Here is a 24,575-nt window from a genome sequence, read left to right on the forward strand (position 1 = left end):
GCCTCCACGCAGGTGTTTCCACATAAGCCCGGCCAGGGATGTCCGCGGGATTAGGGGCTTCCTAGGGTGGTTTCTATGTCACGCCGGAACCCGGGAGCTCAATCCGCCACGGGAGTCAGGGCTGCCCGTGACCGCCTGGCGACGCTTGGCGGTACCGGTACCGGTACCGGTACCGCCGGCCGGGCGGAGGGCCGCTCCGCGGGGCTGCTGGAGTTGCCGGTGCCGGTGCCGGTGCCGGCGCCTGCCCAGCCGGCCCGGGCGGCGGCGGGGGTGGGCGATCCCATCGACGACGCCGGAGACCACTCGGGCGGACTCGCCGGGCACCGGCGGGAAGGAAACCTGCGGCTCTCCGCCCGGTTTCGGGCGAGGACCGGCGTGCGGGCGGCGGTGCTGTTCGGCGTCCTCGCAGCCGTGCTCGGCGGCTACTTCTGGTGGCAGGGCGCCACGGGGGCCCCCCAGATGGTGCCGCTAAGCGAGCCCGCTCCAGCGGCAGAAGAGGCACCCGGCCAGGGATCCGCAGCGACCACGCAGCCGCCAGGGGGAGATCCCGCAGTGGGGCCGGGAAGCATCGTGGTCCATGTTGCCGGTGCCGTGGCCCGGCCGGGGGTGGTTCAGCTGCCCGCGGGGAGCCGGCTTCACGAAGCGATCGCGGCGGCCGGAGGGGTGACGGACACTGCGGATGCGGACAGGCTCAATCTTGCAGCCGTGCTGGAGGACGGCCAGAAGGTCCTGGTGCCGGTACGCGGCGAGCCGGATCGGCCCGGTCTGCCTTCGGGTCCGGGCGTGGATGATGCGGGCTCTGGCGCCGGTGGCACGGATCCGGGCAGCTCCGGGGGCAAGGTCAACCTCAACACTGCCGGCGTCGAGGAGCTGGGGACACTCCCTCGCGTCGGGCCGGTCCTGGCACAGCGCATCGTGGACTGGCGTCAACAGCATGGCCGGTTCAAGACCGTGCAAGAACTCGATGCCGTTGACGGCATCGGTCCGAAAATGCTCGAGGCCCTGCTTCCCCTGGTCGGCGTCTGACATGGGAGATATGCCCCGGCCCAGCCGCTGGCAGCGCTACGTTGACGCAGCCGTCAGTTCCCCGCAGCCCGGACACCCCGAACGTTCCGCCGCTCCGGGGCGGCTTGCCGGTCCCGCGCCGGAATCGCGCCGCCGGACCCAGCAGGTCCGGACGGTCGCCCCGGGCGGTTTGCCGGCGTTCACCCGGCGGCTCCGGGACCACGCCCGGGCCCGTCTCGCCCCGGAACGTGCTGCCCCGGCACGCGTGGGGGAAGCGCGGCGCAGAACGGACCTGCGCCTGGTTCCCCCGGTGCTGCTTGTCTGGGCGACGGCCGTCGCCGGAAACTGGCTCGGCCCGGCCGGGCTGGCGGCCCTGTGCTCGAGCCTGGCAGCAGTCTCCGGAGTTCTCCTGCAGGTGGTCGCGCGGGGAAAGGCCCGGCGCGGCTTCAACCCTGGCCGGCCGGCCCCACGGAGTCTCCTGACGACGCTGGCCGTGGCGATGCTCCTGTCCGCAGCCGCGGGGGCCCACACGGTCGTCGCGGCATTCCAGCGGCACGACGGTGCCGTCGCCGAGGCCGTTGCCGCACGCGCGGCCGTCGTCGCGGAGCTGGAGATTGCGGGCGCCCCGCGGCGGCTCAGGATTCCTGGGAGTTCCGGGCTGGCGGATCGTTTCGCAGTTCCCGCGACGCTGCACGTGATGTACTCGGATTCCCGCCGGGTCAATGCCGAAGCCGGGCTGCTGATCATGGGTGGCTCAGACTGGGAGCAGGCTGTCCCGGGGCAGCACCTCCGGGTCACGGGAAAGCTCAGGCCTCCGGAGCCGGGGCAGGCCGACGCCGGGATCCTCTCGGCCTCGTCCGTTCCTGTCCTGCTCCGGGCCCCCGATGCCTGGCACGAGGGGCCTGGTGAACTTCGCCGGAGCTTCACTGCCGCCGCAGCGGAACTCGGCGGCGACGTGCAAGGCCTCCTGCCGGGCATGGTCACCGGCGACACCAGTGCACTCGATGCGCAGCTGGACAGCGCCATGAAGACAGTCGGGATGACCCACCTGACAGCCGTCAGCGGGGCAAACTGCAGCCTGATCCTCGGAACTCTGCTGCTGGCGGCCCGCACCCTTCGCCTTCCGCGGGCGGCGGCTGCGGGTGTCTGCCTCACGGGGCTCGGCATGTTCGTCCTCATGGTCGGCCCGGACCCCAGTGTGCTGCGGGCAGCGCTCATGGGCGCCGTCGGCCTAGCCTCCGTGGCCTTCGGCCGTGCCGGGCGCGGCCTCAGCTTCCTGTGCGTTGCCGTGATCGGCCTGCTGCTGGCGGAGCCGGTACTGGCCACCAGCTTCGGATTCCTCCTTTCAGTGCTCGCCACTTTGGGCATCGTGGTGACCGGACGGCGCATTATGGACTGGCTGCCACCCGCGGTGCCGCGCTGGGCGGCCGCCGGCCTCGCAGTTCCCCTGTCCGCGCAGACCTTCTGCGGCCCCGTGATCGTACTGCTCCAGCCCCAATTTGCCGCCTACGCCCTGCCCGCCAACGTCGCTGCCGCAGGGCTCGTAGCCCCCGTCACGCTCCTCGGCACCGCCGCCGTGCCCCTGGTGTCCGTGGTTCCGGCCGCAGCTGACGCCCTCATGGGGGTCGCTGCCGTCTTTGCCGCCGGGGTGGCCGGGATCGCACGGTTCTTCGCATCCCTCCCCGGAGCTGCCCTACCCTGGCCGGAAGGCGTCTTTGGCTTGTCCACCATGGGGCTCTTCTCCGGCGTCGCCCTTGCAATAGTCTGGCTGGTCCTCCACCCCGCCGCGGCGATGCGGCTCGCTCTGGCGGCACACAGCCGGGCCGTCGCCTTCCTGGACCGGCAGACCCGGCGCGGTGCCTGGCTCGCCGCCCGGTGGGCCGGCCAGCGGGCCGGCCGCCGTGGCTTGGTGGACCGGTCCGGGCGTGGCACGCTTAGAGTCTGCAAACCAACTTCCGGGAGGAATCAAGAGTGGCAGCTGCCCAGACCCAACGCCCCAGGACTTCGGCGTCGACGACCGCCACCTGGCGTGACGTCACACCGGCCGCGGTGGTCCTGGTGGGCGGGCCGGAGGACTATCTGGGCAGCCGTGCCATGGACCGGATCCGTGCGCAGGTTCGCGAGGCCGCGCCCGATGTCGAAGTCACCGGGCTCAACGCCGGCGGCTACACGTCGGGTTCGCTGGCCATGAACGTGAGCCCTTCCCTTTTCGGCGAGCAGAAGCTCATCGAGGTCGAGGGACTGGAGGCCATGAATGATGACTTTCTCGCCGACGCCCTCAAGTATGTGGCCCGGCCCGAACAGGACGCCGTCCTGGTCCTGCGCCATGGCGGGGGAGTGCGCGGCAAGAAACTGCTGGACGCCATCAAGGCCGGTGGCTGGCCGGTGGTCGACTGCCAGCCACTCAAGAAAGACGCGGACAAGGTCGCGTTCGTCACGGCCGAGTTCAAGGCAGCGTCCCGCCGCATCGATCCCGATGCCGTGCACGCCCTCGTCAACGCCGTGGGCGCCCGCCTGGCCGAACTCGCGGCCGCCTGCAGCCAGCTGATCGCCGACGCCACCGCCGCTGTGGACGCCGCCATGGTGGACAGGTATTACGGCGGCCGCGTGGAAGCCACCGCCTTCAAGGTCGCCGACGCCGCAATGGCCGGCAACGCGCCGCTGGCGCTGTCCACGCTCCGTCACGCCCTGGCCACCGGCGCGGACCCGGTTCCGATCGTAGCGGCGCTGGCATCGAAGCTGCGGGCCCTGGCCAAGGTCGCCGGCGCGCAGGGGTCGTCGTCGCAGATTGCGAAGCAGCTGGGCATGCAGCCGTGGCTCGTGGAGCAGGCGCAGCGGGAAGTCAGGCGCTGGACGCCGGACGGACTCGTCCGCTCAATCCAGGTCACCGCGGAGGCTGACGCGCAGGTGAAAGGCCTCTCCAGGGATCCCGTCTATGCCGTGGAACACGCCGTGACCGTGATTGCGACCTCGGTCCGAACTTCCTGACGTCCGGGAAACGTGCCGGGGCCCTGCGGACCCGCCCGCTTTAGCTTGCCGGCCATACCCAGGTACCTGTCCGGCAAACGATCCGGGCGACGTGCCCGGCGCACCGGCCCGGCGGACCGGTGCGCCAACACCGGTGCGCCAACATAGCTGAACAGCTACTCGCCCTGGCTGGCTGTCGGGTTTAACCGGAAGTGGCCGGCACCCAAGGGGTGCCGGCCACAATCATCAGTTCAATTGAACTGGAAACCTTAGAGTGCGTTGACCTTTTTGGAGATCGCGGACTTGCGGTTTGCAGCGTTGTTCTTGTGAACAACACCCTTGCTGACAGCCTTGTCCAGCTTACGGCTGGCAGAAACCAGTGCAGCAGCCGCGGCATCCTTGTCGGTGGACCCAACTGCGGTGTTGACGGCGCGGATGGCCGTCTTCAGCTCGGACTTGACTGCGTTGTTGCGCAGGCGAGCCTTCTCGTTGGTCAGGATGCGCTTCTTCTGGGACTTGATATTAGCCACGTGTGAACTCTCTTTTTCAATGCGGAAAATGGTCTAGAGGGCTTTCAGATTGGCCATTGACTGAGCGGCGTGGGGATACCTATGGCGACCAACCATCTGTGGCCGTCGACCTGCACGGACACACAGCTGTCAATAATAGCAGAGACGCGGACCCGGTGACGATCCCGCGCCCGGCTCCCGGCCTGTCAGGTCCAGCCGTGCCGCGCACGCAGTGCCGAGGAGATGAGGCCGAAGCGGCCGGCGTCAAGGACGGCTCCTTCGCGCCGGATGTCCTTCGGGTTGATCTGCAGGACGCGGTCCAGCTTCGCTTCGCTGGGGCGCCACTGGCGGTCCCAGGGGCCCGTGCCGATGTCCACATAGTCATCGGCCCGGCGGGGATCGCCGTCGTGGTCCTTACTGGTCAGCATCAGGCCCAGCAGGTAGCGGCCACTGGTGCCCACCAGCAGCACCGGCCGGTCCTTGCCCTGGGAAAAGTCCTCTTCATAGGGCACCCAGGTCCAGACGATCTCTCCCGGCTCGGGGAGGCCATTAGGGGAAGGGGCATAACGGACGGCCGCGGTTCCTTGGAAGTCACCGGGATACCTTCCGGTCAGTCCGGCGCCGTGGGCGCCGCCGGCGGTTCCGGACCGAGCACGGGGCCGCGTTGCCGCTGTTCCGGGCCGCGCCTTCCCCGCCGGCCTGCCGGAAGTACGCGGCGCGGAGCTGCCGAGCCTGTCCAGGAGGCGCAGCGCGCCGCAGACTGCGTTGCCGATCGAGCGTAAGTTCAGGGCCATGGGGACACCATACCGGCAGCACCCGCCCGGCTTCCTTCAACGGCGCCTGTAACGGATTCCTGCTACGGCGCGCGCACAACGGCGCCTGCGACGGCGCCAAGTCGAATCCCGCCGTCGCACCGGCGGGAAGGCCGGAAGTAACGACCGCTCACACAAGAAATGCATTCCCATTGGCCCGGACGTGGGAGACTATAAGTTCAGATATGCGGCATGTCGCAGGATGGCGAATCGCCATCCGCCAATCCGGGCAAATGCCGACAGTAATGCCAACCGTAATGCCAACAGTAAGGACCCTGCGTGTCTCCCATGGCCCGCACCGCCCCGGTGCCCGCCGCAACAGATCCGGCCATCATCCGGAACTTCTGCATCATTGCGCACATTGACCACGGCAAATCCACGCTGGCGGACCGGATGCTCCAATTCACCGGCGTCGTCCAGTCCCGTGACATGAAGGCCCAGTACCTGGACCGCATGGACATTGAGCGCGAACGCGGCATCACCATCAAGTCCCAGGCCGTCCGCATGCCCTGGGAGCTCGACGGCGTCAGTTACGCCCTTAACATGATCGACACCCCCGGCCACGTCGATTTCACCTACGAGGTCTCCCGCTCCCTGGCAGCCTGCGAAGGCGCCGTGCTGCTGGTTGACGCCGCGCAGGGCATCGAGGCCCAGACGCTCGCCAACCTTTACCTGGCGATGGAAAACAACCTCACCATCATTCCGGTCCTGAACAAGATCGACCTCCCGGCCGCCCAGCCTGAAAAGTACGCTGCCGAGCTGGCCAGCCTGATCGGCGGCGACCCCGAAGACGTGCTGCGCGTTTCCGGTAAGACCGGCGCCGGCGTCGAGGTGCTGCTGGACAAGATTGTCCGCGACCTTCCCGCCCCGGTGGGCGATCCCGACGCCCCCGCGCGGGCCATGATCTTCGACTCCGTCTACGACACCTACCGCGGCGTGGTCACCTACGTCCGTGTGGTTGACGGCATGCTGCACCCCCGCGAACGCATCCAGATGATGTCCACCCGTGCCACCCACGAACTCCTCGAGATCGGCGTGAGCTCCCCGGAGCCCACCCCCTCCAAGGGCCTCGGCGTCGGCGAAGTGGGCTACCTCATCACCGGTGTGAAGGACGTCCGCCTGTCCAAGGTGGGCGACACCGTCACCAATCTTGCCAAGCCTGCCACCGATTCCCTCCCCGGCTATGCGGATGCGAAGCCGATGGTCTTCTCCGGCCTGTATCCGTTGGATGGCACGGACTATCCTGTGCTCCGCGATGCGCTGGAGAAGCTGATGCTCAACGATGCCGCGCTTGTCTACGAGCCGGAAACGTCCGCAGCGCTGGGATTCGGCTTCCGGGTGGGATTCCTGGGCCTGCTGCACCTGGAAATCACCCGCGAGCGGCTCGAACGCGAATACAACCTGGACTTGATTTCCACCGCCCCCAACGTGGAATACGAGGTGACGCTGGAGGACAAGAAGATCGTCCATGTCACGAACCCCAGCGAATACCCCACCGGCAAGATCGCTGAAGTCCGCGAGCCGATGGTTTCCGCCACAATCCTTGCGCCGAATGAGTTTGTCGGCGCCATCATGGAGCTGTGCCAGAGCCGGCGCGGCGTCATGGGCGGCATGGACTACCTCTCCGAGGACCGGGTGGAGATCAGGTACCGCCTGCCGCTGGCGGAGATCGTCTTCGATTTCTTCGACATCCTCAAGTCCAAGACCCGCGGCTACGGGTCGCTGGACTGGAAGGCCGACGGCGAGCAGGTGGCCGATCTGGTCAAGGTGGACATCATGCTCCAGGGCGAGCAGGTTGATGCCTTCTCCGCCATCACGCACCGTGACAAGGCCTACGCCTACGGCGTGATGATGACGGGCAAGCTGCGGGAACTCATTCCGCGGCAGCAGTTCGAGGTGCCCATCCAGGCAGCTATCGGCTCGCGGATCATTGCCCGCGAAAGCATCCGCGCCATCCGCAAGGACGTGCTCGCCAAGTGCTACGGCGGTGATATCACCCGGAAGCGCAAACTGCTGGAAAAGCAGAAGGAAGGCAAGAAGCGCATGAAGATGGTGGGCCGCGTCGAGGTGCCGCAGGAAGCCTTCATCGCCGCTCTCACCACGGATGAGTCCAAGGACAAGGCCAAGAAGTAGCGGTGCTTGTGATGACTGTCCCCCTGCAGGCGGGCACGGCCCGTGCCTAGCGTTCTTCCCCTGGGTGACCCGGCGCCGTCGGACGGGCTCCTGCCCGGCCAGGCGCTCGAGGGCGCCGCGGAGCGTGCGTTCGGGCTGTACGTGCACATCCCGTTCTGCGCCGTCCGCTGCGGCTACTGCGACTTCAACACCTACACGGCCACGGAGCTCGGCGGCGGGGCGTCGCAGGACGCCTACGCCGGCACCGCCGTCGCGGAAGTGGACTTCGCGGCCGCGGCCCTGAAAAAATCCGGCCTGCCGGAGCGCCCCCTCGGGACCGTTTTCTTCGGCGGCGGAACGCCCACGCTGCTCCCGGCCGAGGATCTGGCGAGGATCCTGACGGCCGCCATCGCGGCGTGGGGCCTGCAGCCCGGCGCCGAGGTCACCACGGAGGCGAACCCGGATTCCGTCACGCCCGAATCCCTGCAGTTGCTTGCTGACGCCGGATTCACCCGTATCTCCTTCGGCATGCAGTCGGCCGTTCCGCACGTGCTGAAGGTCCTGGACCGCACCCATACGCCCAGCCGCGTGCCGCAGGCCGTGCAGTGGGCCAGGGATGCGGGGCTCGCCGTGAGCCTCGACCTGATCTACGGGACGCCGGGGGAGTCGTTGGCAGACTGGCGCTGCTCGCTCGAGACCGCGCTATCCTACGGTCCGGACCACATCAGCGCTTACGCGCTGATTGTCGAGGACGGCACCAAGCTCGCCGCCCAGATCCGTCGCGGCGAAGTGCCGGGAATCGACGACGACGACCACGCGGCCAAGTATGAGCTCGCTGACGAACTGATCTCCTCTGCCGGGCTTGGCTGGTACGAGGTCAGCAACTGGTCCCGCACGCCGGAACAGGCGTGCCGGCACAACCTGGCCTACTGGCGCGGGGATGACTGGTGGGGGATCGGTCCCGGCGCGCACTCCCACGTGGGCGGCGTGCGCTGGTGGAACGTCAAGCACCCGACCGCCTACGCGAACCGGCTGGGTTCCGGGGTCTCGCCCGCCGCCGGTCGCGAAACGCTCGACGCCGAAACCCGCAACGTGGAGCGCGTCATGCTCGAAGCCCGCCTTAATTCCGGACTGGAGATTGCGGGGCTGGACATCGGCGAGCGGGCAGACACCGGCCGGCATGCCGTGGCCGGACTCATCGCCGACGGCCTCGTCGACCCGGCGGTTGCGTTCCAGGGGCGCCTGGTGCTCACGCTCAAGGGCAGGCTGCTCGCCGATGCCGTGGTCCGCAGGATCCTGCCGGACTAGGCTTCCGTCCGGCGAGGCCCGGCGAGGCCCGGCCTACTTGCGCCCGGGCTACTCGATTCAGCGCCTACCTGATTCAGCGCCTACTTGATCCAGCGCAGGTTGAACTCGTAGCGGTGCGGCTGGCCGCGGTTGACGTGGATGCCCGCGGCCACCGAGAAGCAGGTCACGGCGATCCAGATCACCGTGGCGAGGACGGCGAAGAGGTTGCCCACCACCGGAATGAAGACCAGGAGATTCGCGAGCACCGCCGCAACGGTCGGGGGAAGCGTGAAGTTGAGGGCTTCCTTGGATTCCTGGGCCGTGAAGGGGCCGCGGTCCTTGAAAATCAGGTAGATCAACAGCGAGGGCACGCAGCCCAGGATGCCGCCGAAATGCGCCAAAGTAGCCCACTGCCGGTCCTCGTTTGCCGTCAGCGGCAGCGCATTTGCCGGAACGCCATGGTACGGCGGCTGGCCATGGCCGGCCTGGTTGCCCGGGTGTTCGCGTGCGTTATCTGCCACGGTTAAATCCTTCGGATTGCGGTGATGCGTTGCTGCCTGGAAGAGCCGGGGCCGCGCTAGGAGTGCGACCGCCGTTCCAAGAATACGTGCTCGGGCGGCGAAATGAAGATCGGGAGGGGTTCCGGGGTGTGTCCCTACGGCGCGGTGAGGAAGTCGATGACCTCTTCGACCCTGCCCAGCAGGGACGCTTCCAGATCGGCATAGCTGCGGACGGCGCCCAGGAGTTTCTGCCAGCCCAGGCCGATGTCTTCCTTGGTGGTGTGCGGCCAGCCGAACGCCATGAGGATGCCGGTCTTCCAGTCCACCCCGCGCCGAATCACCGGCCACTTCTCGATGCCCAGGACCGCGGGACGGATGGCCTGCCAGACGTCCACATAGGGGTGGCCGACAATCAGGACATTGCCCGCGGCGCCGGGTGAGGCCATGACGGCGTCGGCGATCCTGGATTCCTTGGAATCCGGGACGAGGTGGTCCACGAGCACGCCCAGGCGGCGGCCCGGCCCCGGCCGGAACGCTGCCACGGCGGCCGGGAGATCGTCAATGCCGTGCAGCGGCTCGACGACGATGCCCTCCACCCGCAGATCGTCACCCCAGACTTTCTCGACGAGTTCGGCGTCGTGCTTGCCTTCCACCCAGATCCGGCTGGCCTTTGCCACCTGGGCGCGCTGGCCGTGCACGCGGACCGAGCCGGAAGCGGTGCGGCCGGCTCCGGCCGCGGGGGGCGCACTCCGCGGCGCCGGGGGCATGAGCCGGATGGGCTGACCCTCCAGCAGGAAGCCGAACCCGAGGCGGAAGGACCGTGACTTGCCCCGCCGGTCCTCCAGCGCCACCACGTGCATGCCGCCGGACTTTTCCACCCGTGTGACGGCACCGACCCACCCGGACTGCACATCCTCCAGCACCATGCCGCGTTCCACCGGCACCGCCGGCAGCTGGCTCGTGGCGGGGGCGGACAGGTCCTGGGGTCCCCAATTCTGGTTCAACATCTCTTACACGCTGCTTTGCACTCGGAATGTGTGGCGGTCGGTGAAATTATCCCGGACCGGGGCCGGGCGGCCTGTGCCCGGCTGTAATTGCCGAAGGCGGGTCCGCTGCCGTGGGATCTGCGCCCGCTGTGCCCGGAAACACGGGCCCGGGAGCAACGCCTGGAGCGAATCCAATGCTAACAACACGGCGACTCATATTAGACTGGTTAGCACTTAGGCATGTCGAGTGCTAACCGGCCCAATATGAGTCGCCACTGCGGACCGCCCGCCGTGGACCGGCGGGCACCGGATGAGGGACAGTCGATTGGAGGTGGAGGGTGAGCGAACCACGCAAACTCGAAGTGTTGCGCGCCATCGTGGAGGACTACGTCCATTCCCGTGAACCCGTTGGCTCCAAGGCACTCGTTGAACGGCACCACCTCGGCGTGTCCAGTGCCACGATCCGCAACGACATGGCGGCGCTGGAAGATGAGGGCCTGATCACGGCCCCGCACACGAGTGCCGGACGGATTCCCACGGACAAGGGGTACCGGCTCTTCGTCGACCAGATTTCGGCGGTGAAGCCGCTTTCCCCAGCGGAGCGCCGCGCCATCCAGGCCCTGCTCGAGGGATCCGAGGACCTCGACGACGTTCTCGACCGCACCGTGCGCCTCCTCTCGCAGCTGACCAACCAGGTCGCGGTGGTGCAGTATCCGCTGTTGAGCCGGGCGAAGGTCCGGCACATCGAATTCGTGCTGCTGGCACCCAGGCAGGTGCTGGCGGTGCTGATCGCGGACACCGGCAAGGTGGAGCAGCGGGTCATCGACGTCGGGCAGGACCTTCCCGACGAGGCCCTCTCCGAGCTGCGGAGCCGCTTCCTGGGCAGCCTTTCCGGGGCGCCGTTGAGCCTGCTGCTGCAGTCCCTGCCGGTTCTCGTCGCCAGTTGCCCGCCGGCGCGCCGCGGCGCTGCCCAGGCCCTGGCCCGCGCCCTCGAGGCCATGGCCACGAGCAGCCGCGAAGAGCGCATGGTCATGGCCGGCACAGCCAACCTTGCCCGCTCCAACGTGGATTTCCCGCTGAGCATCGGCCCCGTGCTGGAGGCACTCGAGGAACAGGTGGTCATGCTCCGCCTGCTCAGCGAAATGGCGGAGGACCCGCGCGGCGTCACGGTGAGCATCGGCCGGGAAAACCCGTACGACGGGCTCGCCGAGGCCTCCGTGGTCGCGACCGGCTACGGCCCGGATGCCACGGCCAAGGTCGGCGTGCTCGGACCCACCCGGATGGACTATCCCACCACCATGGCCGCCGTCCGCGCCGTGGCCCGCTACCTTTCCAGGATTCTGGGGCCCTGACCGGCCCCTGACCGACCAGCCGGCGGCCCCGGGCCGCCGCGCACCGGATTTCTTGCCCCGACAGGCAGTACAACAAGGAAGAGATACGAACTTTGAGCAGCCATTACGACGTTCTTGGAGTCTCCCGCGAAGCGACGGGGGAAGAGATCAAGAAGGCCTACCGCAAGCTGGCACGCACCCTGCACCCGGACGTGAACCCGGGGGACGACGCCTCGGACCGGTTCAAAGCCGTGACCCACGCATACGAGGTGCTCTCCGATCCGCAGAAGCGCCGGATCTATGACACCACCGGCAACGAGAACGGCACCGACAACGGCTTCGGCGGCGGCAGCTACTCCGGCCAGGGCTTCGCCTTCCAGGACATCTTCGACACCTTCTTCGGCGCCGGCGGCGGCCAGGCCGGCCCGGCGTCCAGGATCCGGCGCGGCCAGGACGCCCTGATCAGCGTCCGGATCGACCTCCGCGACGCTGTGTTCGGCGTCAACAAGAAACTCGAGGTTGATACCGCCGTCACCTGCCCCACCTGTAACGGCTCCTGCTGCCGCGAAGGCAGCCACCCGGAACGCTGCGACATCTGTGGCGGCAGCGGGCAGGTCCAGCGCGCCGTGCGGTCCATCCTCGGCCAGGTCATGACCTCGGCCCCCTGCGGCTCCTGCGAGGGCTTCGGCACCGTGATCAAGGACCCCTGCAACGAGTGCAGCGGCCAGGGCCGGATCCGCAGCCGCCGTTCCCTGACCGTCAAGGTTCCCGCCGGCGTTGCCACCGGAACCCGCATCCAGCTTTCCGGACAGGGCGAGGCAGGACCCGCCGGCGGCCCCGCCGGCGACCTCTACGTCGAGATCCGGGTCAACAACGACCCCACCTACGTCCGCGACGGCGATGACCTGCACGCCAGCCTCAACATCCCGATGACCGCCGCCGCGCTCGGCACGGAGCTCACCCTGGACACCTTTGACGGGCAGCAGGAGATCGATGTCAAGGCCGGCACCCAGTCGGGCGAGGTCCTCACCCTGCGCGGACTCGGCGTCACCCACCTCCGCGGCTACGGCCGCGGGGACCTCAGGGTGCACCTCCAAGTGGAGACCCCCGGCAAGCTCGACGCCGCCCAGGAAGACCTGCTCCGGCAGCTCGCCAAGCTGCGCGGCGAACAGTTCACCGAAGGAAAGCTTGCCGCCAGCGGCGGCGTCTTCGCCAAACTGCGGGACAGGCTCGGTAACCTTTAGCGGTGAGCAACCCGGTCTTCTTCACCGCCGCAGGAACCCTGGACCAGCAGGTCCCCGGGTCGACCTTTGTCCTCGGGGGCGCCGAGGCCCGCCACGCCGTCACGGTTAGGCGACTTGCCGTCGGGGAGGCGGTGGACATCGCCGACGGCGCCGGCAAGCGCCTCACCGGCACCGTGACCGCCGCCGCGCCCGGGGAACTGACCGTGGAATGCACGGACATCTCCGCCGAACCCCGGCCCGGCATCCGCCTTGTCCTGGTCCAGGCCCTCGCCAAGGGCGACCGCGATGAGCTCGGCGCCGAAACCGCCACTGAGCTGGGGATCGACGCCGTCATTCCGTGGCAGGCGGAGCGTTCGATCGTCCGGTGGAAGGCTGAACGGGCAGCGAAGGCGCACGCCAAGTGGCAGTCAGTCGTGACCGCGGCGGCCAAGCAGGCACGCCGTGCCTGGATTCCCGAGGTGCGTGCCGCCGTCGACGGCAACGGCCTGCAGGCGGCCGTTGCCGCCGCGGACCTCGCGGTCATCCTGCACGAGGACGCGGTGCGCCCCCTGCGGCAGGTGCTGGAGGCATGGGCGGGGGGCCCGGCAACGGACGGCACGGCGTCCGACGGCGGGCCGCGGCAAACAAGCCGTGAAGTGCTGCTGATCGTGGGCCCGGAGGGCGGCATCAGCCCGCGGGAAGTGACCCGGCTCTGCGACGCCGGTGCGGTCACCGCCCTGCTGGGGCATCATGTGCTGCGTTCGTCCACCGCCGGCCCCGCCGCGACCGTGCTGGCCAGCGACATCCTCGGCCGCTGGTAACGGGCCACGCACGGGCCCGGTCCAACTGACGGGATCTATCGGGCGGGCCAATTCGGGCGGGCTATTTGACGGTGAAGCCGCGGGTGTCGACGAACTGGTCCGCGACAGTTCGTGCCGCGTCAACCTGGGACACCCGGACCTCGTAGTTCCCCCGGCCAAGGTTCACGGAGAGGGTGAACGCGCCGGACTGGGCGGCATCGGCCGAGGCGGTGGCGTTGCCGTTCAGATAGGCGGTCTTGGCGTTGCCGCCATCAACTTTCAGGATCTCCCAGCGGAGTTTTCCGCCGGGAACGGTGCTCCGGCCGTTGATCTTGACGGCCCCGTCAGCCACGGAGGTGCCTTCCTGCGGATCAACGATCCACACGGGAGCCACCATCCCGGCGCTGCGGGACGTCGGAGAGCCGAGCCGGACGTGGTTGAAGGCGACATAGTCGGTATGCCCGTCGACGAGCACCACAACCTGGATCTGCTGCCCGGAGTCGATGAGGCCCGCGCTGGCGGCGGCCGCCGTCGCCGTATAGACGAGCTGCTGTATTGCGCGTTCGGCCATCGCCGCGTCCACGTTGCTGTTGAAGGCATCAGCCGACACATCCACGGTGATGACATTCTTGCCGGAAATGGACGTCGCCAGCTTCTTCGGGTTCTGCCAGGGGGTGAAGAAGTCCGGGTCGAGCGGTTTCTGGGACATCATCACCCGGAGGGCACGCGTGACGGGATTGCCCTGGTCCGGGACGTCGCGGAACTCGCGGTAGAGGAACACGCTGTCATTGCTCCGGCCGATCCAGTAGACCGGGGCCTTGTTGGAGGTCTGGGTGGTTTCAAGCGGCGCGCTGGTGGTCGGGGCGCCGGAGGATACCGGACCCGGGATGATCTGGGACGGGCTGCTGGAGTTGGTGATGCCGGTCTGCGGCGTGGCCACACACCCGGAGAGGACCAGTGCCGCGGGCAGCATCAGCAGCAACACGCCGGGACGCCTGCGCCCGACTGCTGCTGACCGTTCAACTTCACGCTGCCTGATTGCCGCTGTCCTTTCCATCGCCGCCGCCATTTACCGCCCTTAACCGCTGGTTAGCTGCCGGGCCGGGCGCCCTGGGGGCAGCCGATTTCCAGCATGGCACACCGGCCCGGCGGGACACCGCGGTTTGGGACCGGCCGCCGGAACTGCAACGGGAACGATATGCGGCCGATACAAAGTTGATACCTAAATCGGGGAACCCGCTGCCGGGGAGCGGCCCGGCGTCCGCTGCGCCGCGCTGGCGTAAGATGGAAGGACCCGCTGAAACCCGGCGCAGAAGGCGAGCGACGCCGTCGGACCGGATCACGGGGACAGACCATTTCCGAACTGGAGGGGACCAGAGGCCCGCGGGCCAACACCATGACTGAAGCAGCGAACGGCAAGGCCCGGATCAGCGCCGGAGCGCGCACCGCAGGTGAATTCCCCCACTCCCTACCAGGGCTCCGGACAGAGGTGGTCTTGTTCGATGACTCGGACCAGATGGTCCAGTCCTTAGGCAGTCACGACGAGGCTTTGCGCTTCATCGAAAACCAGTTCCCAGCCGTTGACTTCCACGTCCGCGGGAACGAACTCTCGATCAGCGGACCCTCCGCCGATGTGCCACGGATCATGCGCCTGCTCAACGAGGTGCGCGGCCTCGTCGCCAGGGGCACCGTCATCACTCCCGCTGTGCTACAGCAGCTCGTCTCGCTGCTCCGCAGTCAGTCACTGCAGAACCCCGTGGACGTGCTGACCACCAATATCCTCTCCACCCGCGGGAAGACCATCCGCCCGAAGACGCTGAACCAGAAGAACTACGTGGACGCCATTGACGCGAACACCGTGATCTTCGGGATCGGACCGGCCGGCACGGGCAAGACGTACCTGGCCATGGCCAAGGCCGTCCAGGCCCTGCAGCAGAAGGAGGTCAGCCGCATCATCCTGACCCGCCCTGCCGTGGAGGCGGGGGAGCGGCTCGGCTTCCTGCCCGGGACCCTGAGCGACAAGATCGATCCCTACCTGCGGCCCTTGTACGACGCCCTGCACGACATGATGGACCCAGAGTCCATCCCGCGCCTGATGGCGGCCGGCACCATCGAGGTCGCGCCGCTGGCCTATATGCGCGGCCGCACCCTCAACGACGCCTTCATCATCCTCGATGAGGCCCAGAACACGACCCCGGAACAGATGAAGATGTTCCTGACCAGGCTGGGCTTCGGCTCGAAGATGGTGGTCACGGGCGATGTCACCCAGGTGGATCTTCCGTTCGGTACCCGCTCGGGGCTGCGGATCGTCGAAGAAATCCTGCAGGGCATCGACGACGTCAACTTCTCGGTGCTCGATGCCAGCGACGTCGTCCGGCACCGTCTGGTGGGCGACATCGTCAATGCCTACGGCATCTGGGACGAGATCCAGAGGAGCCGCGTCAAGCACTCCGTGGCCCGGGAACCGCGGGGAGAACACGCATGAGCATCGAGGTCAACAACGAGTCCGGCGTCGAGGTCGACGAGGCCCAGCTGGTGTCGCTGTCCCGGTTCATCTTCGAACGCCTCTTCATCCACCCGCAGGCGGAGCTGTCCATCCTGCTGGTGGACGAACCCGCCATGGAGAAGCTGCACATCGAACTGATGGACGAGCCCGGATCCACCGACGTGCTGTCCGTCCCCATGGATGAACTCACCCCGGGCACCCCGGACAAGCCGACTCCGCAGGGCATGCTCGGCGACATCGCCATCTGCCCGCAGGTGGCCGAGGTCCAGGCCCGGGAGGCCGGCCACTCCACCCAGGACGAGATGCTGCTGCTCACCACGCACGGCATCCTGCACCTGCTGGGCTATGACCACGCCGAGCCGGAGGAAAAGGAAGAGATGTTCGGGCTGCAGCGTGAGCTGCTGTCCGCCTTCACCGGCAAAGAGGCCCCCTCAGAGACGATTCAGTGACCCCACTGATCCTGGCCGGCATGGCGCTGGTGTTCCTCAGCTTTGCCGCAGTGCTGACCGCGGCCGAGTCCGCCTTCAATTTCCTGCCCCGGCACGACGCCGAACAGGCTGTGCTGCACAGCCGGGGAACGGCACTGAAACGCATCCTGGCGCAGCCCGTGGCACACATGCGGGCCCTCAGGTTCTGGCGGATCTGGTTCGAAATGGCGTCCGCCGTCGCCGTGACCGTGCTCCTGTACACCGTCCTGGACAACGTCTGGCTCGCCGGGCTGGCCGCTACCGGCATCATGGCGCTGATCGGCTTCGTGATTGTGGGGGTCTCCCCGAGGCAGCTGGGCCGGGTCCACTCCGCCGGCCTGGTCCGGTTCAGCGCCCCGCTGGTCCGTTCCCTGTACGCGGTGCTGGGACCGATTCCGGGGTGGCTCGTCACGCTCGGCAGCGCCGTCGCCCCCGGTGCGCCGGCCGACAGCGAGGCGTTTTTCAGTGAAGAGGAATTCCGCGAACTCGTGGACCGCGCGTCCGAGTCCGACGTGATCGAGGACAACGAGGCCGAGCTGATCCAGTCCGTCTTTGACTTCGGCGACACCCTCGTCCGCTCGGTCATGGTGCCGCGGACCGACATCCTGTGCATCGACTCCGGATCCAGCCTGCGGCGCGCCATGTCGCTGTTCCTGCGCTCCGGATACTCGCGGATCCCGGTGATCGGGGAGAACACGGACCAGATCCTGGGCATCGTGTACCTCAAGGACGTCGCCGCCGTGATCCACAATCTCGGCCCCGAGGAGGAACCGCCCGTCGTCGACGACCTTGCCCGGGAAGTCCGCTACGTGCCGGACTCCAAGCCGGTCAGCGAGCTTCTGCGCGAGCTCCAGAAGGAGTCCACGCACGTCGCGATCGTCATCGACGAATATGGGGGAACAGCCGGACTCGTTACCCTCGAAGACCTCATTGAGGAGATCGTCGGCGAGATCGTGGATGAATATGACACCGAGAGCGCCGAGGCCGTAGAGCTCGGTGACGGCAGCTACCGCGTCAGTGCGCGCATGAGCATCGATGACCTCGGCGAACTCTTCGATCTGGAGCTCGACGACGACGAAGTGGACACCGTGGGCGGCCTGCTCGCCAAGGCGCTCGGCCGGGTGCCGATTGTCGGCAGCACCGTCCAGGTCCACGGCCTCTCCCTCCGCGCTGACCGGCTGGAGGGCCGACGGAACCGTGTCAGTCACATCATTGCGGCCGCCATTCCAAAAGGCGCCGTTCCAAACGATACTGACCTTGAAGGCCTTCTCGACGAGGCCGCACCGATCCAGGCCGCACCGATCCAGGCCGCACCAATCCAACAGGGAGTTCCACGTGAGCAAGCAGAATAAGACCGACGGCGAAGCAGCCTACGGCGGCTACCGCGCCGGGTTCTCGGTATTGGTAGGGCGGCCCAACACCGGCAAATCCACGCTGACCAACGCACTGGTCGGCAAGAAGGTCGCGATCACTTCGGCCAAGCCGCAGACGACGCGGCACACCATCCGCGGCATCGTCCACCGGGACGACGCCCAGCTGATCCTGGTGGACACCCCGGGGCTGCACCGTCCGCGCACCCTGCTGGGCAAGCGCCTGAACGAGCTCGTCGCCGACACCCTCGCCGAGGTCGACGCGATCGGCTTCTGCCTGCCGGCCAACGAGAAAATCGGCCCAGGGGACAAGTTCATCGCCGCGCAGCTCGCCGCCGTCGGGAACAAGCCGATCGTTGCCATCGTGACGAAGGCGGACCTCGTGGACCGCCAGGCCCTGACCGAGCAGCTGCTCGCCGTCGCGGAACTGGGCCGCTCTGTCCTGGGCGAAGAGGGCTGGAAGGACATCGTTCCGGTCTCGGCGACGGACGGCTTCCAGGTGGAGACCGTGGCGGACGTGCTGATCAGCCACATGCCGCCGTCGCCCCCGCTCTACCCGGACGGCGAACTGACCGATGAGCCCGAAGCCGTCATGGTGGCCGAACTCATCCGCGAAGCCGCCCTTGAAGGCGTCCGTGACGAGCTGCCCCACTCCCTGGCGGTTGTGGTCGACGAGATCGTGCCCCGTGAAGGCCGGCCGGAGGACAGCCCGTTTCTGGATGTCCGGGTCAACCTGTACGTTGAGCGGTCCTCGCAGAAGGCCATCATCATCGGCAAGGGCGGCGCCCGGCTCCGGGAGGTCGGCACCACCGCCCGTAAAGGCATTGAGGCGCTGCTGGGCACCCGGATCTATCTCGACCTGCACGTGAAGGTCGCCAAGGACTGGCAGCGGGACCCGAAACAGCTCGTCAAGCTCGGGTTCTGACCAGGGCCTAAGACCCGCCCCGCCGCTCCCAAGACGGCGTCCATCGGTGTTTTCCCAGATTGGGACACTAAAATAGGCGGACTCCCGTTCGTGAAGGAAGGCTCAACAAGTGGTTCGACCCCGTGAAGACCGTGCAGACGGAACCGGTGCCCCGGTTCGGTCAGGCGCCGCTGCCCGGCACACGGAAGATCCTTCCGTCGGCCCCGCCCGCCATCTGGGCGCTGTCCGGCGGACCCCCACCTGGCTGAAGATCGGCACCGGCGTGGTAGCGGTCCTCCTCGTGGGCGTGATCGCGTTCGGCGCCTACTGGGCCATCCGGCTGCAGGGAAACCTCACCAAGGCGCCGCTGAGCGCCGGAAGCACCAAGACCGAGGGCGCGGTGAACGACTCGACGGACCGGATGCAGATCCTGGTCTTGGGCTCGGACACCCGCGACGGCAAGAACTCCCAGTACGGCACCCCCGACGATTCCACCGGCTACGGCCATTCGGACGTGATGATGCTGCTGGACATCTCGGCCGACAACAAGCGCGTGAATGTCATCAGCTTCCCGCGCGACCTGCTCGTCGACGTGCCGAAATGCAAGGATCCGAAGACCGGCACCGAGTACCCGGCGCAGAAGAGCGTGATGATCAACTCGGCGATGTCCGAGGCCGGCATCGGCTGCGCCGTGGATACCGTCAACAAGCTCACGGGCCTGGAAATCGACCACTTCATGATGGCCGACTTCAATGCGGTCAAGGAACTCTCCAACACCGTCGGCGGCGTGGACGTCTGCATCAGTGATGCCGTGTACGACCCCGATTCTAAGCTGCGGCTTCCCAAGGGCACGTCCTCGGTGCAGGGCGAGCAGGCCCTGGCGTTCCTGCGGACCCGGCACGCCTTTGCCGACGGCGGCGACCTCGGCAGGATCAAGGCCCAGCAGGGCTTCCTGTCCTCGCTGACGCGCAAGCTGAAGGACGACGGCACGCTGTCCAACCCCGGCAAGATGCTGCAGATTGCCGACGTCGTCACCAAGAACCTCACGATCGACGACGGTCTGGCCTCCATCCCGACCCTGCTCACCGTGGGTAACCGGCTGAAGAACATCGACGTCGGCAAGGTCGCGTTTGTGGCAGTTCCGACCGTCCCGGCGGAGACGGACATCAACCGCCTGCAGTTCGCAGAGCCGGCCGCATCCCAGCTCTTCGCCGCGATGCGCAAGAACGTGGACCTGACAGACCCGACTGCGACGCCGAGCGCGGCTGCGGAGCCCAGCGCCAGCTCCGGGCCGACGCCCAGCGAGACGTCACCTGCCTATGACAAGACCCTGCAGCCCGTCACGGTGGCCAACGGCTCCGGCGTGCCGGCGCGGTCCCAGGAGATCATGCAGGCGCTCACTGCCGGGGGCTTCACACAGCTGGGTCAGCTGACGGCCAAGCCGGTCGCGACCACTGCCGTCTATTACGGTGCGCAGTTCGCCGAGGTGGCCGCGGACGTCGCCGCGATGCTCGGGATTCCGGCCACGCAGGTTCTTCCTGCCCCCGGCGTCGCAGGTGTCCAGGTCTACGTGGGCAGCGACTTCGCGAGCGGCACGAAGACCGGGGATGCTGCGCCGCAGTTGCCGTCGGACATCGTCAACCAGACCGCCGGGGACACCGTCTGCCAGCAGGCCAACCCGGAACTGATCACCCGCTGAGCCTCTCCACGGGCTGACAGAAACACGGGCTGACAGAAACGAACGAAGGGCCGGCCATAGTGGCCGGCCCTTCGTCGTGTCAGGGACCGTCGTGTCAGGGTATGGCGGCGCTCACCAGATGCTGACGCGCTCCTGCGCCGGCATCCACATTCCGTCCTGGTCTGTGACGCCGAAGGCCGCATGGAATGCATCGAGGTTTTTGGCGATCGCATTGGTGCGGAACTCGTTGGGGGAGTGCGGGTCCGTGGCGAGGCGGCGGATGGCTTCCTCGTTCCGGATGACCTGGCGCCAGCCCGCGGCCCAGGAGGCGAAGAACCTCTGGAACCCGGTCAGTCCGTCCAGCACGGGCGGCTCCTGGCCGCCGAGGCTGATCAGATACGCCTTGTAGGCAATGGTCAGGCCGCCGAGATCGCCGATGTTCTCGCCCAGGGTCAGCTTGCCGTTGACGTTGTGCCCGGGTGCGGCGCTGGGGGAGAGCGCGTCGAACTGGGCGACCAGCTTCGACGTCAGCGCCTCAAACGCGGCGCGGTCATCCTCGGTCCACCAGTTCCGGAGCAGCCCGCTGCCGTCGTACTGGGAGCCCTGGTCGTCGAAGCCGTGGCCGATCTCGTGCCCGATCACTGCACCGATGCCGCCGTAGTTGACCGCATCGTCGGCGTCGGCGGTGAAGAACGGCGGCTGGAGGATGGCGGCGGGGAACACGATCTCGTTGAGCAGCGGGTGGTAGTAGGCGTTCACCGTCTGGGGGGTCATGAGCCACTTCTCACGATCCACGGGCTTGCCCACCTCGTCGAGGTGGCGGTCGACGTCGGCGCTGTGCGCGCGCTCCACGTTGCCCAGCAGTTCGGCCGGATCGATCTCCACCGCCGAATAGTCGATCCACTTGTCCGGGTAGCCGATCTTCGCCCGGAAGGAGTCCAGCTTCTTGAGCGCCTCCAGCTTGGTCTCCTCACCCATCCAGGTCAGGCCCGTGATGGACTGGCGGTACGCCTCGATCAGGTTCGCAACGAGCGACTGCATGCGCGCCTTGTGCGTTTCGGGGAAGTGCCGGGCCACGTAGATCTGGCCGACCGCCTCGCCGAGGGCGGCCTCGACGACGCCGACGCCCCGCTTCCAGCGGTCCTTGTTGCGCGGGGTGCCGCTGAGGGTGGTTCCGTAGAAGGCGAAATTCGCGTCCACGAAGTCTGCGGAAAGGTACGGTGCGGCGGCGCTGACCACCCGCATCGCGAGCCATTCCTGCCACGTGGCGAGCGGCTCCCTGTCCAGCAGCGCGGCCGCCCCGGCGAAGAAATCCGGAGTGCTCATCACGAGTTCCTCGCGCTTGTCCGGGGCAATGGCGGCGGCATCGAACCAGGTGCCGAGGAGCGGGAACAGCTGTGCCGCCTCGTCGGCGGACTTCAGGTTGTAGGTCTTCTGCGGATTGCGCAGCGTGACGTTGTCCCAGTGGTGCGCGGCGAGGGCAGTCTCCAGGTCCACCACACGCCCGGCGGCGCCCTCGGGGTCGTGCACGGCGGCCAGGCCGAGCATCGTCTGAACATGGCCGCGATAGCCCTGGACCATCGGTGCGAACTTCTCCACACGGTAGTAGGACTCGTCCGGGAGGCCGAGTCCGCCCTGGCCGGTGTAGAGCAGGATCCGGTCCGGGTTCCCCGCATCCGGGGCGGGGTAGATGTAGAACAGGCCTGGAACATCGGCACGGAACAGGCGGCCGGCCAGTGCGATGAGTCCGGCCTTGGACGTCGTGGCGAACACCTTCGCCAGCCGCTCCCGGATCGGTTCCGGGCCCTTGGCCTCCACCGCGGCTTCGTCCATGAAGCTGTTGTACAGGTCCCCGACCTTCCGCTCGATTCCGGTGGCCTCTTCCCCACGGCCCGCCGCGTGCTCGATGATCTCCTTCACGGCAAGCTCCGAGGCGTCGCGAAGGGCGGTGAAGGTGCCCTCCAGCGGCCGGTCGTCCGGAATGGCGGTGCTCTTGAGCCAGCCGCCGTTGACGTGCTGGTACAGGTCATCCTGCGGCCGGACACTGGCGTCGATAGTGGACAGGTCGATTCCCGAAAGTGGCACGGATGCTCCTTTGAGAGGCAGGACGGCACCCGAGCTGGCGGTGCACGGTCTGCATGGTGGACGTTGCGGTGATATGGCTCCTTCATCTTACGCACCCGTGTTACTGTGAAAAGGTGCGCGCAGAACTGCTTCTTCTTAGCTGCCGCGGCGAGGCCTCAGACGCGATCTAGCGCAAGGCCCACCCTCGCTGCGGAGTTTGTGTTGCCCGGCCACCCTTTCACCAAGAATCACAGAAAAGGCCCCGATAGTAATGCGAAACGCACAAAAGCCCTCAGGAATGCCCGTCCACCGCTACATCCCCTTCCAGGACATGATCACGGTCGAACTGCCGGACCGCACGTGGCCTGACAAGGTGATCACCAAGGCCCCGCGCTGGTGCGCCGTGGACCTGCGCGACGGCAACCAGGCCCTGATCGACCCCATGAGCCCGGCCCGCAAGATGAAGATGTTCGACCTGCTGGTCCGGATGGGCTACAAGGAGATCGAGGTCGGCTTCCCCTCGGCGTCGCAGACGGACTTCGACTTCGTCCGGCAGCTGATCGAGGGCAACCACATCCCCGACGACGTCACCATCCAGGTGCTGACCCAGGCCCGCGAGCACCTGATCGAGCGGACCTACGAGTCCCTGGTCGGCGCGAAGCAGGCGATTGTCCACCTCTACAACTCGACGTCGGTCCTGCAGCGCCGTGTTGTCTTCAACCAGGACGAGGACGGCATCCTGGACATCGCACTCCAGGGCGCCCGGCTGTGCAAGAAGTACGAGGAAACCCTCGCCGACACGCACATCACCTATGAGTACTCGCCGGAGTCCTTCACCGGCACCGAGCTGGAGTACGCCGTCCGCGTCTGCAACGCGATCGCCGACGTATTCGAGGCATCCGCCGACAGCCAGGTCATCATCAACCTGCCGGCCACGGTCGAAATGGCCACCCCCAATGTGTACGCCGACTCCATTGAATGGATGAGCCGCCACCTGCACCCGCGTGAGGGCATCATCCTGTCCCTGCACCCGCACAATGACCGCGGCACCGGCGTCGCGGCCGCCGAACTGGGCTACCTGGCCGGCGCGGACCGGATCGAAGGCTGCCTGTTCGGCAACGGCGAGCGGACCGGCAACGTGGACCTGGTGACCCTGGGCCTGAACATGTTCGTCCAGGGCATCGACCCCATGCTCGACTTCTCCGACATCGACGAAATCCGCCGCACCGTGGAGTACTGCAACCAGCTGCCCGTTGCGGAGCGTGCTCCGTACGGCGGGGACCTCGTCTTCACGGCGTTCTCCGGCTCGCACCAGGACGCTATCAAGAAGGGTCTCGAAGCCCTCGAGAAGGACGCGGCCGCCGCAGGCAAGGAAGTCGCCGACTACACCTGGCAGGTCCCGTACCTGCCGATCGACCCGAAGGACCTCGGCCGCAGCTACGAAGCCGTCATCCGCGTCAATTCCCAGTCCGGCAAGGGCGGCGTCGCGTACCTGCTGAAGAACGAGCACAACCTGGACCTGCCGCGCCGTGCCCAGATCGAGTTCTCCGGTGTCATCCAAAAGCATACGGACACCGCGGGCGGCGAAGTCAGCGGAGCCCGGCTCTGGCAGGTCTTCCAGGACGAATACCTGCCCTCCGGCTCCGCCGACACTCAGTGGGGACGCTACGCGCTCGGCTCGGTCAGCACCGAGGCGGACGAGGACGGTGCGATGACGCTGCACGCCGCGCTTAAGGTGGACGGCGCCCAGGTCCGCCGCACCGGCACCGGCAACGGCCCCATCGCAGCCCTGCTGAGCATCCTGCGTGAGGACGGCGTCGACGTCCGTGTGCTGGACTACAGCGAGCATGCCCTGTCCGAAGGCGGAAGCGCCCTCGCCGCAGCCTACGTCGAATGCGCCGTGGGGGAGCGTGTCCTGTGGGGCGTCGGGATCGACGCCAACACGAGCATGGCCTCGCTCAAGGCAGTGATCTCGGCTGTGAACCGCGCCATCCGGGACGTCCGCGCCTGAGATTCCGCAGACTGCGCCGCCGGAACATCCCGGCGGCGCAGCG

20 protein-coding genes are annotated in these 24,575 nt (G+C 67.5%); 14 read left to right on the forward strand and 6 right to left on the reverse strand.

Annotated elements, in window-relative coordinates; translation table 11 throughout:
- The first annotated feature begins 75 nt into the window (after positions 1 to 75).
- From ACQCSY_RS19715 to holA, 3 genes are read left to right on the forward strand one after another with little or no spacing between them, the layout of a single operon-like run.
- Positions 76 to 1,026 (forward strand): helix-hairpin-helix domain-containing protein, encoded by a 951-nt coding sequence (locus ACQCSY_RS19715; RefSeq protein ID WP_427131428.1) that lies wholly within the window; start codon positions 76 to 78, stop codon positions 1,024 to 1,026.
- Position 1,027: 1 nt separating this feature from the next.
- A complete protein-coding gene (locus tag ACQCSY_RS19720; protein WP_427131430.1) occupies positions 1,028 to 3,196 on the forward strand; it encodes a ComEC/Rec2 family competence protein in 2,169 nt (722 codons plus the stop codon).
- On the forward strand, positions 3,100 to 3,993 hold the full coding sequence (gene holA, locus ACQCSY_RS19725) for a DNA polymerase III subunit delta (protein WP_427131432.1): 894 nt from the start codon (positions 3,100 to 3,102) through the stop codon (positions 3,991 to 3,993). Before ACQCSY_RS19720 ends, holA begins: the two co-directional genes overlap by 97 nt.
- Positions 3,994 to 4,241: 248 nt before the next feature.
- Here the strand turns inward: holA and rpsT are convergent, their stop codons facing one another.
- Together rpsT and ACQCSY_RS19735 are read right to left on the reverse strand one after the other, a co-directional pair.
- Positions 4,242 to 4,502 carry a 30S ribosomal protein S20 gene (gene rpsT, locus ACQCSY_RS19730; RefSeq protein WP_427131433.1) on the reverse strand — a complete coding sequence of 87 codons (261 nt, stop codon included), beginning with the start codon at positions 4,500 to 4,502 and terminating at the stop codon, positions 4,242 to 4,244.
- 185 nt (positions 4,503 to 4,687) lie between these two features.
- On the reverse strand, positions 4,688 to 5,275 hold the full coding sequence (locus ACQCSY_RS19735; RefSeq protein WP_427131435.1) for a type II toxin-antitoxin system PemK/MazF family toxin: 588 nt from the start codon (positions 5,273 to 5,275) through the stop codon (positions 4,688 to 4,690).
- 297 nt (positions 5,276 to 5,572) lie between these two features.
- Here ACQCSY_RS19735 and lepA point away from each other — a divergent pair, with 297 nt between their 5' ends.
- Together lepA and hemW are read left to right on the forward strand one after the other, a co-directional pair.
- Complete coding sequence (gene lepA / locus ACQCSY_RS19740; RefSeq protein WP_427131437.1) at positions 5,573 to 7,426, forward strand: translation elongation factor 4; 1,854 nt, start codon at positions 5,573 to 5,575, stop codon at positions 7,424 to 7,426.
- Positions 7,427 to 7,468: 42 nt separating this feature from the next.
- Positions 7,469 to 8,713, forward strand: a complete 1,245-nt coding sequence (gene hemW, locus ACQCSY_RS19745; RefSeq protein ID WP_427131439.1) for a radical SAM family heme chaperone HemW — start codon at positions 7,469 to 7,471, stop codon at positions 8,711 to 8,713.
- An 80-nt stretch (positions 8,714 to 8,793) separates the two neighbouring features.
- Here the strand turns inward: hemW and ACQCSY_RS19750 are convergent, their stop codons facing one another.
- Together ACQCSY_RS19750 and ACQCSY_RS19755 are read right to left on the reverse strand one after the other, a co-directional pair.
- Positions 8,794 to 9,213: a DUF4870 domain-containing protein gene (locus ACQCSY_RS19750; protein WP_427131440.1), complete on the reverse strand. Its 420-nt coding sequence runs from the start codon at positions 9,211 to 9,213 to the stop codon at positions 8,794 to 8,796.
- 134 nt (positions 9,214 to 9,347) lie between these two features.
- Entirely contained in the window at positions 9,348 to 10,199 is an 852-nt protein-coding gene (locus ACQCSY_RS19755) for a DUF3097 domain-containing protein (protein WP_427131442.1), read from the reverse strand.
- Positions 10,200 to 10,516: 317 nt separating this feature from the next.
- Here ACQCSY_RS19755 and hrcA point away from each other — a divergent pair, with 317 nt between their 5' ends.
- From hrcA to ACQCSY_RS19770, 3 genes are all read left to right on the forward strand, one after another.
- A complete protein-coding gene (gene hrcA, locus ACQCSY_RS19760; RefSeq protein WP_427131443.1) occupies positions 10,517 to 11,530 on the forward strand; it encodes a heat-inducible transcriptional repressor HrcA in 1,014 nt (337 codons plus the stop codon).
- Positions 11,531 to 11,622: 92 nt separating this feature from the next.
- Positions 11,623 to 12,753: a molecular chaperone DnaJ gene (gene dnaJ / locus ACQCSY_RS19765; protein WP_427131445.1), complete on the forward strand. Its 1,131-nt coding sequence runs from the start codon at positions 11,623 to 11,625 to the stop codon at positions 12,751 to 12,753.
- Positions 12,754 to 12,755: 2 nt separating this feature from the next.
- Complete coding sequence (locus tag ACQCSY_RS19770) at positions 12,756 to 13,553, forward strand: 16S rRNA (uracil(1498)-N(3))-methyltransferase (protein WP_427131447.1); 798 nt, start codon at positions 12,756 to 12,758, stop codon at positions 13,551 to 13,553.
- 61 nt (positions 13,554 to 13,614) lie between these two features.
- Here the strand turns inward: ACQCSY_RS19770 and ACQCSY_RS19775 are convergent, their stop codons facing one another.
- On the reverse strand, positions 13,615 to 14,505 hold the full coding sequence (locus ACQCSY_RS19775) for a GerMN domain-containing protein (protein ID WP_427135953.1): 891 nt from the start codon (positions 14,503 to 14,505) through the stop codon (positions 13,615 to 13,617).
- 423 nt (positions 14,506 to 14,928) lie between these two features.
- Here ACQCSY_RS19775 and ACQCSY_RS19780 point away from each other — a divergent pair, with 423 nt between their 5' ends.
- The 5 genes from ACQCSY_RS19780 (at position 14,929) to ACQCSY_RS19800 (ending at position 20,478) form a co-directional block, all read left to right on the forward strand.
- Positions 14,929 to 16,017, forward strand: a complete 1,089-nt coding sequence (locus tag ACQCSY_RS19780) for a PhoH family protein (RefSeq protein WP_427131449.1) — start codon at positions 14,929 to 14,931, stop codon at positions 16,015 to 16,017.
- Positions 16,014 to 16,487, forward strand: a complete 474-nt coding sequence (ybeY, locus tag ACQCSY_RS19785) for an rRNA maturation RNase YbeY (RefSeq protein ID WP_427131451.1) — start codon at positions 16,014 to 16,016, stop codon at positions 16,485 to 16,487. Before ACQCSY_RS19780 ends, ybeY begins: the two co-directional genes overlap by 4 nt.
- Positions 16,484 to 17,857 carry a hemolysin family protein gene (locus ACQCSY_RS19790; protein ID WP_427131453.1) on the forward strand — a complete coding sequence of 458 codons (1,374 nt, stop codon included), beginning with the start codon at positions 16,484 to 16,486 and terminating at the stop codon, positions 17,855 to 17,857. Before ybeY ends, ACQCSY_RS19790 begins: the two co-directional genes overlap by 4 nt.
- Entirely contained in the window at positions 17,841 to 18,800 is a 960-nt protein-coding gene (era, locus tag ACQCSY_RS19795; RefSeq protein WP_427131455.1) for a GTPase Era, read from the forward strand. The genes ACQCSY_RS19790 and era overlap by 17 nt, the downstream gene beginning before the upstream one ends.
- A 109-nt stretch (positions 18,801 to 18,909) precedes the next feature.
- Entirely contained in the window at positions 18,910 to 20,478 is a 1,569-nt protein-coding gene (locus tag ACQCSY_RS19800; RefSeq protein ID WP_427131457.1) for an LCP family protein, read from the forward strand.
- Positions 20,479 to 20,589: 111 nt separating this feature from the next.
- Here the strand turns inward: ACQCSY_RS19800 and ACQCSY_RS19805 are convergent, their stop codons facing one another.
- Positions 20,590 to 22,542, reverse strand: coding sequence for a M13 family metallopeptidase (locus ACQCSY_RS19805; RefSeq protein ID WP_427131458.1), 1,953 nt, complete (start codon positions 22,540 to 22,542; stop codon positions 20,590 to 20,592).
- A 250-nt stretch (positions 22,543 to 22,792) separates the two neighbouring features.
- On the opposite strand from ACQCSY_RS19805, the gene leuA reads away from it, so the two are divergent.
- Complete coding sequence (gene leuA, locus ACQCSY_RS19810) at positions 22,793 to 24,532, forward strand: 2-isopropylmalate synthase (RefSeq protein ID WP_427131460.1); 1,740 nt, start codon at positions 22,793 to 22,795, stop codon at positions 24,530 to 24,532.
- Positions 24,533 to 24,575 lie beyond the last annotated feature (43 nt).

It is taken from the genome of Pseudarthrobacter sp. S9 (assembly GCF_050156545.1).
In the GTDB taxonomy this organism is placed as follows: Bacteria; Actinomycetota; Actinomycetes; order Actinomycetales; family Micrococcaceae; genus Arthrobacter.

Excerpts from the sequence above, each read along its gene's own strand:
- ACQCSY_RS19715 (WP_427131428.1), top strand. The coding sequence starts at position 76 with ATGTCACGCCGGAACCCGGGAGCTCAATCCGCCACGGGAGTCAGGGCT.
- ACQCSY_RS19720 (WP_427131430.1), top strand. The coding sequence starts at position 1,028 with ATGGGAGATATGCCCCGGCCCAGCCGCTGGCAGCGCTACGTTGACGCA.
- holA (WP_427131432.1), top strand. The coding sequence starts at position 3,100 with ATGGACCGGATCCGTGCGCAGGTTCGCGAGGCCGCGCCCGATGTCGAA.
- ACQCSY_RS19735 (WP_427131435.1), bottom strand. The coding sequence starts at position 5,275 with ATGGCCCTGAACTTACGCTCGATCGGCAACGCAGTCTGCGGCGCGCTG.
- ACQCSY_RS19755 (WP_427131442.1), bottom strand. The coding sequence starts at position 10,199 with ATGTTGAACCAGAATTGGGGACCCCAGGACCTGTCCGCCCCCGCCACG.
- ACQCSY_RS19775 (WP_427135953.1), bottom strand. The coding sequence starts at position 14,505 with ATGCTGCCCGCGGCACTGGTCCTCTCCGGGTGTGTGGCCACGCCGCAG.
- ACQCSY_RS19780 (WP_427131449.1), top strand. The coding sequence starts at position 14,929 with ATGACTGAAGCAGCGAACGGCAAGGCCCGGATCAGCGCCGGAGCGCGC.
- ybeY (WP_427131451.1), top strand. The coding sequence starts at position 16,014 with ATGAGCATCGAGGTCAACAACGAGTCCGGCGTCGAGGTCGACGAGGCC.
- leuA (WP_427131460.1), top strand. The coding sequence starts at position 22,793 with ATGCGAAACGCACAAAAGCCCTCAGGAATGCCCGTCCACCGCTACATC.